We start from the raw sequence: 14,950 nt of genomic DNA on the forward strand, positions 1-14,950 counted from the left end.
GCATGAGCCAGGATACCGTTACAGCAAGGGACATTGTTCGCAGTATTCCCGGAATCGCCAGGCGAGTTCCCAGTGTTGCCAAAGGCCTTTATTACTACGGAGCCAAGGGACCGCAAAAGCCGCTGACCCTGGGCAGATTGATCGAACGCAACGCCGCCAGGCACGGCCATCGCACCGCCATTCTCTATGAAGACCGCAGCCTGACCTGGCGAGAGTTCGATCATTGGGCCAACCAGATTGCCAACTACCTGATGTCTGAGGGGCTGACCAAGGGCGATGCCATTGCGGTGTTTCTGGAAAACCGCCCCGAACTGCTGGCAGTGGTGGCCGGTGCGGCCAAGCTTGGCGTTGCCTGCGCCATGCTTAACACCTCCCAGAAAGGTAAGGTGCTCAACCACAGCATCAACCTGATCGAGCCCAAAATGGTGATTGTGGGAGAAGAGCTGATCAGCAGCTTTGATGATATCAAGAGCTCCCTCAAGCTGGACCACCCGCAACCATTCCAGATCCTGGCAGACACCAATACCCTGAACGCCTTTGGCGAGGCCCCCGAGGGCTACACCAACATGGCCGCGAAGGTCAGCAGCCATCGCAGCGACCCACCGCAGGTGGTCAACCCGCCGACCATGGGCGACACCGCAGTCTACCTGTTTACCTCCGGCACCACCGGCCTGCCCAAGGCGGCGCCTGGGTCCCACCGGAAATTTGTCAAAGCCTACGGCGGCTTTGGCCTGATGTCCCTGGCGATGAAGCCTGAAGACGTTCTTTACTGCACCCTACCCCTCTACCACGGCACTGCGTTGCTGGTTTGCTGGGGCTCGGTGCTGGCCGGTGGTTCCGCCCTGGTCATGCGACGCAAATTCTCCGCCACCGAATTCTGGAGCGACGTGCGCTACTACCAGGCCACCACTTTCGGTTACGTAGGCGAGCTATGCCGCTATCTTCTGAACCAGCCGCGATCTGAAAGAGACCTTCAGCACAACCTCACCAAAATGATCGGCAACGGACTGAGGCCCTCGATCTGGAACGAGTTCAAAGACCGGTTCGGCATAGAGACGGTGGCAGAGCTTTATGCCTCCAGCGAAGGCAATATTGGTTTCAGCAACTTCTTCAACATGAACAACACCGTCGGATTCTCAACCGCGCCCTACAAACTGGTGGCCTTCCACGACGGCACCCGGGATCCGGTACGGGATGGAAAAGGTTTCATGCAGGAAGTCCCCAAAGGCGAGCCCGGCCTGCTGATCAGCGAAATCACCAAGGTCTGGTCCTTCGAAGGCTACACCCAGAAAGAAGCCACGGAAAAATCCATCCTGCGGGACGCCTTCAAGAAAGGCGATGAGTGGTTCAACACCGGTGATGTTCTGAAAAACATCGGCTGCGGCCACCTGCAGTTTGTGGACCGCATGGGGGATACCTTTCGCTGGAAAGGCGAGAACGTGTCAACCAACGAAGTGGAAAACATCATCGACGGCTCCGGCCTGGTGGAAGAAGCCATCGTTTACGGCGTGGAAATCCCCGGCACTAACGGCAAAGCCGGTATGGTCACTCTGGTTCCCCAGACGGATATCAACCAGTTCGAGCCGGACAGGCTGCTGAGTTACCTGGCTGAAAACTTGCCGGCCTATGCTGTTCCTGTGTTTGTCCGCGTGACCGATGCCATCGAGAAAACGGGGACGTTTAAGTACCGGAAGGTGGATATTCAGAAGCTGGGGTATTCGCTGGAGAGGGATGGTGACGAGGTCTTCGCGCTATTGCCTCGGGAAAAGACTTACACCCGGCTGACGCCGAAATTAAAGCAGCAGATTGATTCTGGTTCGGTTCAGTTCTGAGGCTTCAGTCGAGCTTGTTAGCTTCGACCCTAGCCTACAAATTTGGTGCTAAGCACCGGTAAGACTACCTTCCCAAAAAACGCTACAAGCCCATCCATGGGCGCTTGGGCTCCGCCATCCCTGGCTCCGCACATTTTTGGGAAGGTAGTCTCACCGGTACTCGCGTAACCTTCAAGATATCGCCAAGATGGACATGAAACTTAGGTCGGATAACGCTAATCCGACCCACAATTTTACGGTTCGAGAGATATCCGAAAAGTCTGAAGGCCGTGGCTGAGGGCCCCTCCACAAAATGTGCGGAGCCAGGGATGGCGGAGCCCAAGCGCACATGGATGTGCTCGTAGCGGTTTTGTGGAGGGGCCCTCAGCCACGGCCACGCACCAAACTAGGAAGGCTAGGGCCAGACTCAACAGGCCACCTCAAAACCAGACCTCAGGAACCAACCTTGAGAACAATCTTCCCAGTAGCCGTGCGCCCAGTCAGCGCACCAAGCGCCTTGGCGTAATCCTCGAATTCGAAGACCTGGCTGATTCTCGGGTCGATCTTGCCTTCGGCGAACATCTGCAGCAGTTCCATCATGTTTTTGGCGCTGTTCTCCGGCTCGCGCTGGGTGAAGCTACCCCAGAAAACACCGACCACCGAGCAGCCTTTCAGCAGCGTCAGGTTGGCCGGAATCTGGGGAATGTCGCCCGCGGCGAAGCCGATGATCAGGTGGCGGCCGTTCCAGGCCATGGCGCGCAAAGCCTGTTCGGTGAAGTCACCGCCGACCGGGTCGTAAATCACGTCCACGCCTTTGCTGTTGGTCAGCTTTTTCACCGCTTCTTTCAGCGGCTCTTCGGTGTAGTTGATCAGCTCGTCAGCGCCGGCTTCTTTGGCAACCGCCAGTTTTTCAGCCGTGCTGGCCGCGGCAATCACTTTCGCCCCCATGGCTTTACCAAGCTCGATAGTCGCAAGCCCCACACCACCGCTGGCGCCCAGTACCAGCAGGGTTTCGCCCGGCTGGATGTTGGCCCGCTGCTTGAGCGCGTAATAGGAAGTGCCATAAACCATGGAAAAAGCAGCTGCTTTCTCGTCAGACATGGATTCAGGAATCGGCAGTATGTTCTGTTCGGGAACGATCACTTCCTCTGCAAATGCACCATATCCGGTCAGGCCCGCTACCCGGTCACCGGGTTTGAAACGGGTCACTTTCTCGCCGACTTCAATTACCTCACCTGACATTTCACCACCCGGCGAGAACGGCATGGTGGGTTTAAGCTGGTATTTGCCTTCGATGATCAGGGTGTCCGGAAAGTTAAGGCCCGCAGCCTTCACCCGCACTTTCACCCCCCGACCCTTCACTTCAGGGCTGGCGATGTCTTCGATGACGAGTTTTTCGGCAGGGCCGTATTCCTTGCAGAGAATCGCTCTCATGGTGTTGCTCCGTTTGTCAGCATCGGTTCGGCAAGATCGTCTAAGGATAGTTGCTAATAAACCTGACGCTAAACAGAGTCACGCCATGAATCAAATGAACAAATCTTATGTTCGCGGATCAGGCCTGCTTATAGCGCCAGGCCCCGCCTGATCACAGCATGGTGGCAGCGTAGATCAACGCACCGACGATCGCGACGCCTGCGACAACCAGGCCAATCCCAATGCCGCTCGTTCCCGAAGACGCCGCCTTGCGGGAGGACGCAAGTTCGCTGTGGTTCACGACCCGGCCCTGCTCGCTGGAGTCCCGGATGAGCTGAATCATTTCTTCGCACAGTGGGCGGGTAAAGTTCAGGGGCTGGAAGGATTTCATGCCGTGGCGGTCCAGAAAGTTCTGAACGTCAGACGACAGGGGCACGTATTTCATCGACCAGTTAGAAAACGTCCTCGCGGACAGGGGCTCTTCCACCAGGGTCGTCACCGTACGATGACGGTCGTCCGCTGCAATACGTTCATAGAGTTCCTTGACGGCTTCTTCCTCACCTTCCAGGTACTGGAAGAAACAGCCGTCTCCGTAATACAGCCCACCGACAATCTGGGTCTTGGCGTTGTTTTTGCGGGACGTCATCAGAATTCTCGCCACGTTCGGCTCGACACCCTGTTCAACGGGCTTTTCATTGAAGGTGGCTTCACTGGCATAAGCCAGGCGTATTAAAGACATCAAGCATACTCCTCTTGTCAGCTACATCGCCGACACAGTTGTGCACCGGCAGCTTTATGATGAGTCTAAAATACGCCTGATACTGCCAAGACGGATCACAGCTCAATCGAGAGAGTAGTGTCCGCCTGTCTGGTTTTTGCAGGCGAGACCGAGGCCAGCCGGGTGTCAAAATTTTCGACAGCCCCCAGGTGTCAGCTGCCTTGGCCTCAAGGGCACCAGCCGGTAGAATGCGGCGTTTCCCATGGCCCGATTCCCGGGCGCGACTCATCCGGCATCAGCGAGGCAGACACCCGTCATGCTCGAACGACTTTTCAGGCTCCAGGACCACGGAACCACCGTCCGCAAAGAAATACTGGCAGGCTTCACCACCTTCCTGACCATGGCCTACATCATCGTGGTAAACCCCGCGATTCTGTCAAACACCGGCATGGATTTCGGCGCGGTGTTTGTCGCGACTTGCCTGGCCGCCACCATCGGCACCCTGATCATGGGGCTGTGGGCCAATTATCCGATCGCCATGGCGCCAGGTATGGGCCTGAATGCGTTTTTCTCGTTCACCGTTGTTGGCAGCATGGGCTATAGCTGGCAGGTCGCCCTGGGCGCAGTTTTCATCTCAGGTTTCATTTTCTTCCTCCTGAGCATTTTCAAGATCCGTGAATGGATCATCAACAGTATTCCCATGTCCCTGCGATTCGGCATTTCCGCCGGCATCGGTTTTTTCCTGGCCCTGATCGCCCTTAAAAATGCAGGCGTTGTGGTAGATAACCCCGCCACACTGGTGGGCCTGGGTGAAATCAAGGTAGCCGAAAGCCTGCTGTTCTTCGGCGGCTTTGTGGTTATCTGCGCGCTGTCTTTCCGCCAGATCACCGGGGCGGTGATGATCGGCATTCTGGCGGTGACCGGCATCGCGATGATGCTTGGCATGGTGGAATACAACGGGTTTGTCTCTGCGCCGCCGAGTCTGGCGCCGACGTTCATGCAGCTGGATCTTGCGGGCGCCTTCAATGTTGGCATGATCAGCGTGATTTTTGCCTTTCTGTTCGTCGACCTGTTCGACACCTCGGGTACCCTGATCGGTGCCGCTCAACGTGGTGGACTCCTGGACAAGGACGGCAAACTACCCCGCCTGGGCCGTGCGCTGATGTCCGATTCCGTCGCCACCATGTCAGGGGCCGCACTGGGCACATCCACCACTACCAGCTACATCGAATCCACTGCCGGTATATCCGCCGGAGGCCGCACCGGCCTGACAGCCGTCGTGGTCGCTGGCCTGTTCCTGGCCTGCCTGCTGCTATCGCCCATCGCCAAAATCATTCCATCCTATGCCACTGCCCCCGCCCTGCTCTATGTCGCGGTGCTGATGGCCAGTGGTCTGAAACTGGTGAACTGGGACGATGTCACAGATGCCGCGCCAGCCGTTGTTACGGCCCTGATGATGCCCCTCACTTTCTCCATCGCCAACGGTATTGCCCTGGGCTTTATCACCTACGTCGCCCTGAAAGCCCTCAGCGGCCGCTGGTCAGACCTGAACGCCAGCGTTGTAACCATTGCCGTGGTCTTCGTTCTGAAATTCATTTTCCTGGACGCGGCATAAACCGCGATCTGCCGGAGCTCCTATGGACTACTTTGCCAATAGCATCAAAAAAGCCATCCGCACGGTGCCGGACTGGCCCAAGCCCGGTGTGGCCTTTCGCGACATCACTACCGTGCTTCAGGACCGGACCGCGTTTCGCAAACTGATTGATGCCTTTGTACATCGCTATCACGGCCAGAGTATTGATGCGGTCGCCGCCGTGGACGCACGGGGGTTTATCATTGGTTCAGCGCTGGCCTACGAATTGAACGCATCTCTGGTGCTGGTGCGCAAGAAGGGCAAACTGCCCTTCGATACGCTGGTAGAGGATTACGAGCTGGAGTACGGCACGGCCTCCGTCGAGCTGCACAAGGACGCCTTTCGTCCGGGCGACAAGGTAGTCTTGGTAGACGATCTGATTGCCACCGGTGGCACCATGCTGGCAGCCACCAGGTTGATCCGTCGCATTGGCGCGGAAATCGTCGAGGTCGCAGCGATGATTGACCTGCCCGACCTGGGTGGCTCAAAGAGGCTGAAGGATGAAGGGTTAGAGGTCTATACTGTCTGCTCATTTGAGGATGAATCCTGATGGACTATCAGCACCACTGGAAAGATGGCACACCCGTAAACCTGCCGCTGGGCAAAATTGTCTGTGTCGGGCGCAATTACGCCGAGCACGCGCGGGAACTGAACAACCCGGTGCCCGACGAGCCGCTGCTGTTTATCAAGCCGGCCACGTCCGCCGTCCATCTTACTCGCCCGATCAGTCTCTCCCCGAGCAAGGGCGCGGTGCACTATGAAACCGAGCTTGCGGTGCTGATTGGCCGCCCGCTGACCAATGCATCCGCCAGCGATGTGGAAGGCGCCATTCTGGGCTATGGCCTGGCGCTGGACCTGACCTTCCGGGATCTGCAGTCGGAGCTGAAAGCAAAGGGCCACCCCTGGGAGCGGGCCAAGTGCTTTGATGGCGCCTGCCCGCTATCGCCTTTCGTGCCCGTAGAGCAGCTTCCCCGCGACCACCTGGCCTTTACCCTGGATATCAACCAGCAACGCCGCCAGACCGGCAATACCCGCGACATGCTCAACCCGATCCTTCCCCTGATCGCCCACATGAGTACTCACTTCACATTGCTTCCAGGGGATGTCATCCTCACCGGCACTCCCAGCGGAGTCGGGCCGCTTGAACCCGGCCAGACGTTGTCTCTGGAACTGGAACGAGCCCTGTTTGTCGAGACTCATGTGGTGTCTTCCTCAGACGGCTGAAAGCCGCCCGACGTTTCTGGTCCAACCGTTCCTGAGAACGTATATCCAGCATGAGCAAAAAACCTGTTACCACCCGTAGTGGACGATTCTTCAAACTTGCTGGCATGACGGCCTCGGTGGCCGGGCAATATGCTGGCCAACGGGCGCGACGGCTATTCCGCAGCGAAGAAGACAACGAAGGTGCACGCTCCGAAAGCTATACCCGAATGGCGGACCGGATCGCCGACACTCTGGGCGAAATGAAAGGCGCCGTCATGAAAGTCGGCCAGATTGCTTCCCAGACCCAGGATTTTCTGCCCAAAGAATTTTCCGATGCCCTGCAGCGGCTGCAGAAAGAAGCACCGCCCATGCCGTTCGAGGTGATTGTCGGCCAGATCGAGAACGAGCTGGGCAAGCCTGTATCAGAACTCTTTGACTACCTGCAGGAACAGCCCTACGCCGCTGCCAGCATTGGCCAGGTCCACCGGGCCAGGCTGAAAGACGGCACCGACGTGATCATCAAGGTGCAATACCCAGGCGTTGACGAATCCTGCGACAGCGATCTGAAGCAGCTTCGTATGGCGCTGAAACTCGGCGGCTTGCTGAAACTGCCGAAAGAACACGTGGATCAGTTGTTCGGCGAAATCCGGGTGCGACTGAAAGAAGAGCTGGATTATGAAAACGAGGCCCGCAACCTCGCGCTTTTCCAGGACTTCCACAAGAACGACAAATGGATCGTGATTCCCCAGGTGTTCAGCAGCCATTCGTCTCGACGGGTGCTGACCATGGAGCTGGTAGAAGGCGACCATATCAGCAAGGTCACACCGGAAAAGTACAGCCAGGACTCCATCAACCTGATCGGCCACCGCATCTTCACCATGATGGCGGACCAGCTGTTCCGCTACCAGTGCATCCATGGCGACCCACACGCGGGCAACTTTGCCTACCGGCCCGACGGCACCATTATTCTTTACGATTTCGGCTGCGTGAAAAAACTGAAGCCGGAGATTATTGAAGCTTACCGCAAGGCGCTGGTGTCAGCGCTGGAAGAAGATTACGCCGCCCTTGACCGCCACCTGATTGATCTTGGCGCCCGTGTCGAATCCCAGCCCGCGGTGGACGAGGCCTATTACGCCATGTGGCGGGATATTCTGATCAAGCCCTTCGAAGGCGACACGCCCTACAACTTCGCCGAATCAGAATTGCACAAGGACGTAGCGGCAAAAACCACAACCGTGTTCAAGTACCTGGATTACTTCAAACCGCCGATTGAAAGTATTTTCATCGACCGGATGATCGCAGGACACTACTGGATGATGAAACGGCTTGGGGTTCAGGCAGCATTCCGGCAGGAACTTGAAGAATACCTGAGGAAAACGCCGGGCTGAGCTTGCGCCCGGCCCGACGCAAATTCCGGGGATTACTCAGCCTTGTGTTTAAGCAGATCCCGGATTTCCATCAGTAACTGCTCCTGCGCTGACGGGGCCGGTGGAGCAGCCGGTGTTTCCGCTTCTTTTTTCCGCATACTGTTCAGTGCCCGCACGGCCACGAAAACCGCAAACGCGACAATGACAAAATCAAATACCGACTGGATAAACACGCCATAACGGAGAGAGACCGCCTCTGCCCCCTCCTCCGCCGCGCGCAGGACGATCGCAAGATTGGAAAAATCCACACCCCCAATCAGTAACCCGATTGGGGGCATCATCACATCGGCCACAAACGACGAGACAATTTTGCCGAAGGCAACACCGATGATAATGCCCACCGCCATATCCATGACGTTACCCTTTACCGCAAACTCCCTGAATTCCTTGACAATACTCATGGCAATCGACTCCCTGAAGGTCAGACCCGTTGGCCCCACAAACAGCAAAGGGCACGCCCGCTCGGGCGTAATTGGAGTGTAGCCGAGTTTACAATCAGATGGCCCCTCCACGGGGCGTCTTTTCCATCCATTCTGCCAGCCCTTCGCCGGCACCTTTCCGGATAACCCTTGCGCGAACCAGGGAACCCGGCGCATCAGGATCAATCACGGTGATTGGCACCGTCATATCCACCTCGTGAGCCAGGCTGGCGGCCGGATAGACCTGGAGCGATGTGCCAACGATCAGCAGATGATCTGCGGTCCTGACCAGTTCTGCAGCCGCATCCAGCATGGGCACTTCCTCACCGAACCAGACCACATGGGGGCGCAGCTGGGAGCCGCGGTCGCAGGTATCGCCCGGGTTGATGTCAGCGTAACCAATGTCGTAAATCAGCTCTGGGTGGTCAAGGCTGCGGGCTTTGGTCAGTTCCCCGTGAAGGTGAAGGACGTTTGAGGAGCCGCCCCGCTCGTGCAGGTCGTCCACGTTCTGGGTAATCACGGTTACCCGGTAGTCTTTCTCAAGCTGTGCCAGAAGCTGGTGGCCGCGATTGGGCTGCGCGTGTTCAAGCTGCCTGCGGCGCTCGTTATAGAAGCGCAGAACCAGTTCCCGATTGCGCTCGAAGGCTTCGGGTGTGGCCACGTCATAAACGCTGTACTGCTCCCAAAGGCCGCCGTTGTCGCGAAAGGTGGAAAGGCCGCTCTCGGCGCTCATCCCGGCACCGGTGAGAACTACAATATGATCTTGCATGGTGAATCCTGTTTTTGCCTCAGAACCAGCGTGGTTCCGGCTTTTTACGCTTCTGAATGGTGATGCCGTATCGCTGAAGGATAGCAAGCAATGCCTCGGTGTCTTCCATATTCAGAAAACCGCCGACGGAAATTTCCTCATCGCGGAACTGCAGGAAAAGCTTGGAAGGGGTAAACGGGTGGCGGGCTTCGTTCCGCCACAGGCGGGTATACTGGCGGGGCATTTCCCATTCGGCTTCCTTGCGCTTCATGCCTTTTTCGAGACGGATGTTGTCCGGGCCCAGAACCAGTACTTCCTGTTTCTGGCACTGGCGGGAGCTTATATAAAAGCCGGCCGCCAGCGCTGCCAGCTCCAGCCCTGCAAACGGCAGGATTACCCAGGCACCGATCAGGGTGAAGCCAGTGACGATTACCGCAGACAGCGCAAGCAGCGCCATCCAGATACGGACATTGCCCTGCCAGCTCATGGACCGGTTTGGCGTCAGCAGATAGCGGGCGGCGTCATCATCAGACGGAAGCTGTTCAACCATGGCGGATATCCTGCTGCCCGCACCGCCGCTCCTTCCCGGGTATCGGAAAATCAGGTATCAGTCGAAGATCTTGCCGGGGTTCATCACGCCGTTCGGATCGAATACCTGCTTGATACCCTTCAGATACGCTATTTCGGCGGCACTGCGGGTGTACTCCAGATAGGGCTTCTTGGTCATACCGACGCCGTGCTCGGCAGACACACTGCCCTCGTAGCGCTGAACAATCTCGAAAACCCACTTGTTCACCTGCTGGCATTTCTCGAAGAAATCCTCTTTTGCCATGTCTTCCGGTTTGAGGATGTTCAGGTGCAGGTTGCCGTCCCCGATGTGGCCGAACCAGATGATTTCAAAATCCGGATAGTGCTCGTTCACAACGGCATCAATTTCTTCCAGGAAACCGGGCACCTTCGATACCACCACGGAGATATCATTTTTATACGGTGTTCGCGGCGCGATGGACTCGGAAATCCGCTCACGTAACTGCCACAGGTTCTGGGCCTGGGTTTCGCTCTGGCTGATCACGCCGTCCAGCACCCAGCCATTTTCCATGCACTGTTCGAACAGGGCCATGGCATCGTCCATTACCTGGTCGGACACCGCCTCGAATTCCAGCAGCGCGTAATAGGGTGCTTCGGTTTCAAACGGCGCCTGCACCTGCCCGTGGGCCAGCACATGGCCCATGGCCTGGTGGGAGAAGAATTCGTAAGCGGTCAGGTCGATCTTCTTCTGGAAGGTCTGCAGCACGTCCATGGTGTTGGTGAGATCGCCCAGGCCAAGCACCAGCACCGTCAGATTGTTCGGCTGGCGGGCAAGTTTCATGGTGGCTTCGGTGATAAAGCCCAGAGTGCCCTCAGCGCCAATGAACAGATGGCGCAGGTCGTAGCCGGTGTTATTTTTGGCCAGATCCTTGTTCAGATTCAGAATTTCGCCCTTGCCGGTGACCACCTTCAGCCCGGCAACCCAGTCCCGGCTCATGCCGTAACGGATGACCTTGATGCCACCCGCGTTCGTTGAAAGATTACCCCCCAGTTGACTGGAACCGGCCGAGGCGAAATCTACCGGGTAATACAGGTCGTTTTCTTCGGCAAAATTCTGAAGCTGCTCGGTAACCACGCCTGCCTGGCAGTGAACCATGCGGTCACTGGCACTGAAATCCAGAATCTGGTTCATGTTATCGAACGCCACAACCACTTCACCGTTGGCGGCTACCGCACCGGCACTCAGCCCGGTACGACCGCCAGACGGCACCAGTGCCACCTGATTGTCATTGGCGAACCTGACCAGCGCCTGCACCTGCTCCGTGGTTTTCGGCAGCACAATGGCCACCGGTTTGGGCGGGTAGATTTTGGTCCAGTCCTTGCCGTAGGTATCGAGGTCGGCTGGATCGGTCAGGACTTTGCCCGGAGCAGGGCCCTCTGCCATCAGGGATTTCAGAGCGGCGATAATCTGTTCAGAATTCATGGAATTGCAGTCTCACAAAAGGTTGATCGTGACGCGCTGTAAAATGCGTGAGCTATGGTATCATACCGCCCCTGTTCTGTGAGCCTGCCCGCTGTCTGCGCCGCTCACAGGTCATTTCCAATGACCAACTCAATGTCGAAAGGTTCGGAACCCAGCCATGTCAAACACGTCTCTGGAAAAGAGCAAAATCCGCATCCTGCTGCTTGAAGGCGTTCATCAGTCCGCGATTGATACCCTGAACGCCGCAGGCTATACGAACATCGAATTCCTGTCCCACTCACTGGCCGAAGACGAGCTGATTGAAAAGATTGCCGACGCCCACTTTGTCGGCATCCGCTCCCGCACCCAGTTGACTGAGAGAGTCTTCGAAGCAGCCCAGAAGCTGGTCGCCGTTGGCTGTTTCTGCATCGGTACCAATCAAGTGGACCTGCAGGCGGCAACCCGTCGTGGCATTGCGGTTTTTAATGCGCCCTTTTCCAATACGCGCAGTGTGGCCGAACTGGTTCTTGCCCAGGCCATCCTTTTGCTGCGCGGCGTTCCGGAGAAAAACGCCAAGGCCCATCGCGGCGAGTGGCTGAAGTCTGCGAAAGACAGCTATGAAATTCGCGGCAAGAAGCTTGGCATTATCGGTTACGGCAACATCGGCACCCAGTTCAGCGTGCTGGCCGAGGGCCTTGGCATGGACGTTTACTACTACGACGTCGTATCCAAGCTGTCCATCGGCAACGCCACTCAGGTTGGCACGATGCAGGAACTGCTGAACACCTGCGACATCATCAGCCTGCATGTGCCGGAACTACCGTCCACCCGTTACATGTTCAAGGCAGAGCAGTTTGCCCAGATGAAGCCGGGCAGCATTCTGATGAACGCCTCGCGCGGCACGGTAGTCGATATTGACGCACTTGCCGATGCCCTGAAGAGCGGCAAACTGCTGGGCGCCGCCATTGACGTCTTCCCGGTTGAACCCAAGTCGAATGACGAAGAATTCATTTCGCCGCTGCGCGAGTTTGATAACGTGATTCTTACGCCTCACGTCGGCGGTTCCACCATCGAAGCCCAGGAAAACATCGGGCGGGAAGTAGCGGAGAAGCTGGCCATGTACAGCGACAACGGTACCTCAGTGTCTTCCGTGAACTTCCCTGAAGTCGCCCTGCCATCGCACCCGAACCAGCATCGCCTGCTGCACATTCACGAAAACGTGCCGGGCGTCATGTCCGAGATCAACCAGGTGTTCTCCGAGAATGGTATCAACATCTGTGGCCAGTACCTGCAAACCAAAGAGGACATTGGCTACGTAGTGGTGGATGTGAACAAGGAATATGGCGAGCTTGCTCTGAAGAAACTGCTTCAGGTCAAAGGCACGATTCGCTGCCGCGTCCTGTTCTGATCAGACGCGCTCCTGTCAGACATTCGTTCCAGACAGACATTTTCGAGAAAGGGAGAGCACTATGTCACTCAAGGATACGTTGCAGAAGAAACTGGAAACCCAGACAGATAGCTGGTCAAGGCAGATCGACAGCCTGAAGGCTGACGCCAGGGAGAGGATCGCCAAGGCCAAGGACGAGCACGCTGAGAGGCAGATCCGCAAGGATTTCGACAAGGAAATCGAGAAGCTTGAAGGCCGGATGGACGAAGCGAAAAAGAAAATTGCCGAGATCCGCGAATCCGGTGAAGATCATCTGAACAAGCTCAAAGGTCGCATCGACGACTGGCTGTCAAAGCGGGACTGACCCGGAGTTGAACGGATAAAAAAATGCCCGGCCATTGGCCGGGCATTTCTCTTTCTGACGTCTGATTTACAGCGCCGTAATGACCCTGCTTTACTGCTGGGTCGGCACCAGCGTCAGTTCAACGCGGCGGTTCTGCTCACGCCCTGCTGCAGTATCGTTTGAAGCGATGGGGTAACGCGGCCCATAGCCCACTGCCCGGGTACGACCGGCCTGGATACCCTGGTTAAGCAGAAAATCACGTACGGAGCCGGCACGGCGCTCACTCAGCAGCTGGTTGTAATCCCGGGAGCCAGTGCTATCAGTGTGGCCTTCGATCTGAATCGTGGTCTTGTCAAATTCTTTCAGTACCAGCGCCACCGACTCAAGGGTATTGCTGAATGAAGGTTTGATGGTGGTCTGGTTAACATCAAAAGTGATGTTGCCGGGCATGACCAGGTCAATCTGGTCGCCATTGCGCACGACCCGCACACCAGAGCCTTCCAGTTTGTTGCGAAGTTCAGCTTCCTGGCGGTCCATATAATAGCCGATACCGCCACCAACGGCCGCACCGGAAGCGGCACCGATCAGGGCGCCCTTGCCCCGGTCGCTCTTGCTGGAAGTAGCAGCACCAACCGCTGCACCGCCAATGGCACCAATTACACTGCCCATGGTGGCGTTCGAGGTTTTCTCTTCGCCAGTGTATGGGTCATAAGTCATACAACCACCCAAGGTCAGGGTGGAAAATGCAAACGCGAGGACTGTTTTCTTCACGGTATTCTCCCGATAGTGGGTTTGTTATTAGCAGGCCTCGGACAGAGGCCCTTCTGATTTCTGTTCGAATGTATCGACAATGGTGTTGAACACCGCTGCCTGCAAATCCTTGGCTTCGTTTACCAGATGATGACGCCCGTCCGGAATCAATAGTTCCTCCACCGAAGAGAATTTGTTCCTGATTATCCTGAGATTGTGGGGCCAGTCCACTGTTGTGTCCTTTTCGCCCTGCACCACCGTTACCGGGAAATCCACCGGCCGGGCCGACTCGATGTGCGGCACCCATTGCCTTAATGCGCTGACCCAGTCCACGTGTACGGCCCGCGCCTGCAGCGGATCATGCTCGCGCAGGAATTCCAGAAACCGGGAATCGCTGCTATTGGTACCGAACGCGCGGCGCCAGCGGGACGCAAAAGGTTTCACAACGCTGTGTAACAACTTGGCACCAAGCCAGCCTGCCGGGCGAACCAGCGGGGCCAGCAACACCACACCCCTGAAATCAGAGGTTTCGCGGGTATGTTGGTTGGACAACAGGTAGTCAATCAATATGGCTCCCCCGGTACTCTGCCCCACCGCAAACCAGGGCCCACGCACCTTGCCCCGCACACTTTCCATCACGTCCGTCAATACCGCCTGATATTCCAGAAAGCTGCCAATGGCCGCAGGCGTACCGCTGGAAAGGCCGTGTCCGGGCTGATCATAGGCCAGAACATCAAAACCTTCCCCAAGGCACCGCTCAATCAACTGGCTGTATAGCCCGACGTGGTCAAAGTAGCCGTGAAAAATAAACACGGTGCCTTTGGCGGATTTACCAGGCTGGTCATCCTGATCCGGCAGGCGAAAATAATGAACCATCACCTGATGTTTTTCTGCATCCACATAACCCTGATGGTATGCCACCTCGGGATACTCAACCCAAAGATCCAGACCGTAGAACCGGCAGTAGGCCACCATGTCGTCGTTAAGCCCGTCATGCCTCGCCGAATCGAACCGGACAACGTTCTCCAGAAGGGACGCTCTATCCCAGCCAGGTATTTCTATGGTATCTGTTTTCCAGTACACGTAGAGTTAAGCGCCTGTCAAAATT

The 14,950-nt window shown here is 56.8% G+C and carries 15 protein-coding genes; 7 read left to right on the plus strand and 8 right to left on the minus strand.

The features are described 5' to 3' along the window. The first annotated feature begins 2 nt into the window (after positions 1-2). Positions 3-1,832: a long-chain-acyl-CoA synthetase gene (locus tag E5Q11_RS07310; RefSeq protein ID WP_135802755.1), complete on the plus strand. Its 1,830-nt coding sequence runs from the start codon at positions 3-5 to the stop codon at positions 1,830-1,832. A gap of 432 nt (positions 1,833-2,264) precedes the next feature. Here the strand turns inward: E5Q11_RS07310 and E5Q11_RS07315 are convergent, their stop codons facing one another. Together E5Q11_RS07315 and E5Q11_RS07320 are read right to left on the minus strand one after the other, a co-directional pair. Continuing rightward, entirely contained in the window at positions 2,265-3,245 is a 981-nt protein-coding gene (locus E5Q11_RS07315; RefSeq protein ID WP_135802756.1) for an NADPH:quinone oxidoreductase family protein, read from the minus strand. Positions 3,246-3,396: 151 nt separating this feature from the next. Beyond that, positions 3,397-3,963 carry a BLUF domain-containing protein gene (locus tag E5Q11_RS07320; protein ID WP_135802757.1) on the minus strand — a complete coding sequence of 189 codons (567 nt, stop codon included), beginning with the start codon at positions 3,961-3,963 and terminating at the stop codon, positions 3,397-3,399. 295 nt (positions 3,964-4,258) lie between these two features. Here E5Q11_RS07320 and E5Q11_RS07325 point away from each other — a divergent pair, with 295 nt between their 5' ends. From E5Q11_RS07325 to E5Q11_RS07340, 4 genes are read left to right on the plus strand one after another with little or no spacing between them, the layout of a single operon-like run. After that, positions 4,259-5,557 (plus strand): NCS2 family permease, encoded by a 1,299-nt coding sequence (locus E5Q11_RS07325; RefSeq protein WP_135803366.1) that lies wholly within the window; start codon positions 4,259-4,261, stop codon positions 5,555-5,557. 22 nt (positions 5,558-5,579) lie between these two features. Then, complete coding sequence (locus E5Q11_RS07330) at positions 5,580-6,125, plus strand: adenine phosphoribosyltransferase (RefSeq protein ID WP_135802758.1); 546 nt, start codon at positions 5,580-5,582, stop codon at positions 6,123-6,125. Next, positions 6,125-6,799 carry a fumarylacetoacetate hydrolase family protein gene (locus E5Q11_RS07335; protein ID WP_135802759.1) on the plus strand — a complete coding sequence of 225 codons (675 nt, stop codon included), beginning with the start codon at positions 6,125-6,127 and terminating at the stop codon, positions 6,797-6,799. The genes E5Q11_RS07330 and E5Q11_RS07335 overlap by 1 nt, the downstream gene beginning before the upstream one ends. Positions 6,800-6,849: 50 nt before the next feature. After that, a complete protein-coding gene (locus tag E5Q11_RS07340; RefSeq protein WP_135802760.1) occupies positions 6,850-8,166 on the plus strand; it encodes an ABC1 kinase family protein in 1,317 nt (438 codons plus the stop codon). 32 nt (positions 8,167-8,198) lie between these two features. Here E5Q11_RS07340 and mscL read toward each other — a convergent pair whose 3' ends face one another. The 4 genes from mscL to E5Q11_RS07360 form a co-directional block, all read right to left on the minus strand. Further along, entirely contained in the window at positions 8,199-8,606 is a 408-nt protein-coding gene (gene mscL, locus E5Q11_RS07345) for a large-conductance mechanosensitive channel protein MscL (protein WP_135802761.1), read from the minus strand. A 94-nt stretch (positions 8,607-8,700) separates the two neighbouring features. Continuing rightward, the gene (locus E5Q11_RS07350) at positions 8,701-9,393 is read right to left on the minus strand and encodes an SIR2 family NAD-dependent protein deacylase (protein ID WP_135802762.1); all 693 of its coding nucleotides are present in this window, start codon (positions 9,391-9,393) and stop codon (positions 8,701-8,703) included. Between the two features lie 19 nt (positions 9,394-9,412). Further along, a complete protein-coding gene (locus E5Q11_RS07355) occupies positions 9,413-9,922 on the minus strand; it encodes a DUF2244 domain-containing protein (RefSeq protein ID WP_135802763.1) in 510 nt (169 codons plus the stop codon). A gap of 57 nt (positions 9,923-9,979) precedes the next feature. Continuing rightward, positions 9,980-11,383, minus strand: a complete 1,404-nt coding sequence (locus E5Q11_RS07360) for an FAD-binding oxidoreductase (protein ID WP_135802764.1) — start codon at positions 11,381-11,383, stop codon at positions 9,980-9,982. A gap of 157 nt (positions 11,384-11,540) precedes the next feature. On the opposite strand from E5Q11_RS07360, the gene serA reads away from it, so the two are divergent. Beyond that, positions 11,541-12,770 carry a phosphoglycerate dehydrogenase gene (gene serA / locus E5Q11_RS07365; protein ID WP_135802765.1) on the plus strand — a complete coding sequence of 410 codons (1,230 nt, stop codon included), beginning with the start codon at positions 11,541-11,543 and terminating at the stop codon, positions 12,768-12,770. A 61-nt stretch (positions 12,771-12,831) separates the two neighbouring features. Beyond that, a complete protein-coding gene (locus tag E5Q11_RS07370) occupies positions 12,832-13,113 on the plus strand; it encodes a sll1863 family stress response protein (RefSeq protein ID WP_135802766.1) in 282 nt (93 codons plus the stop codon). A 90-nt stretch (positions 13,114-13,203) separates the two neighbouring features. Here the strand turns inward: E5Q11_RS07370 and E5Q11_RS07375 are convergent, their stop codons facing one another. Next, complete coding sequence (locus E5Q11_RS07375; protein ID WP_135802767.1) at positions 13,204-13,863, minus strand: OmpA family protein; 660 nt, start codon at positions 13,861-13,863, stop codon at positions 13,204-13,206. 27 nt (positions 13,864-13,890) lie between these two features. Next, complete coding sequence (locus E5Q11_RS07380) at positions 13,891-14,925, minus strand: alpha/beta hydrolase (RefSeq protein ID WP_135802768.1); 1,035 nt, start codon at positions 14,923-14,925, stop codon at positions 13,891-13,893. Between the last annotated feature and the right edge of the window lie 25 nt (positions 14,926-14,950).

This window comes from Marinobacter confluentis, assembly GCF_004785685.1.
GTDB classification, from domain to species: domain Bacteria; phylum Pseudomonadota; class Gammaproteobacteria; order Pseudomonadales; family Oleiphilaceae; genus Marinobacter; species Marinobacter confluentis.

Bases quoted from the DNA above. Each gene is read 5' to 3' on its own strand.
- E5Q11_RS07315 (WP_135802756.1), bottom strand. From the start codon at position 3,245: ATGAGAGCGATTCTCTGCAAGGAATACGGCCCTGCCGAAAAACTCGTC.
- E5Q11_RS07360 (WP_135802764.1), bottom strand. From the start codon at position 11,383: ATGAATTCTGAACAGATTATCGCCGCTCTGAAATCCCTGATGGCAGAG.
- E5Q11_RS07340 (WP_135802760.1), top strand. From the start codon at position 6,850: ATGAGCAAAAAACCTGTTACCACCCGTAGTGGACGATTCTTCAAACTT.
- serA (WP_135802765.1), top strand. From the start codon at position 11,541: ATGTCAAACACGTCTCTGGAAAAGAGCAAAATCCGCATCCTGCTGCTT.
- E5Q11_RS07350 (WP_135802762.1), bottom strand. From the start codon at position 9,393: ATGCAAGATCATATTGTAGTTCTCACCGGTGCCGGGATGAGCGCCGAG.
- E5Q11_RS07335 (WP_135802759.1), top strand. From the start codon at position 6,125: ATGGACTATCAGCACCACTGGAAAGATGGCACACCCGTAAACCTGCCG.
- mscL (WP_135802761.1), bottom strand. From the start codon at position 8,606: ATGAGTATTGTCAAGGAATTCAGGGAGTTTGCGGTAAAGGGTAACGTC.
- E5Q11_RS07320 (WP_135802757.1), bottom strand. From the start codon at position 3,963: ATGTCTTTAATACGCCTGGCTTATGCCAGTGAAGCCACCTTCAATGAA.
- E5Q11_RS07310 (WP_135802755.1), top strand. From the start codon at position 3: ATGAGCCAGGATACCGTTACAGCAAGGGACATTGTTCGCAGTATTCCC.
- E5Q11_RS07370 (WP_135802766.1), top strand. From the start codon at position 12,832: ATGTCACTCAAGGATACGTTGCAGAAGAAACTGGAAACCCAGACAGAT.
- E5Q11_RS07355 (WP_135802763.1), bottom strand. From the start codon at position 9,922: ATGGTTGAACAGCTTCCGTCTGATGATGACGCCGCCCGCTATCTGCTG.
- E5Q11_RS07325 (WP_135803366.1), top strand. From the start codon at position 4,259: ATGCTCGAACGACTTTTCAGGCTCCAGGACCACGGAACCACCGTCCGC.
- E5Q11_RS07330 (WP_135802758.1), top strand. From the start codon at position 5,580: ATGGACTACTTTGCCAATAGCATCAAAAAAGCCATCCGCACGGTGCCG.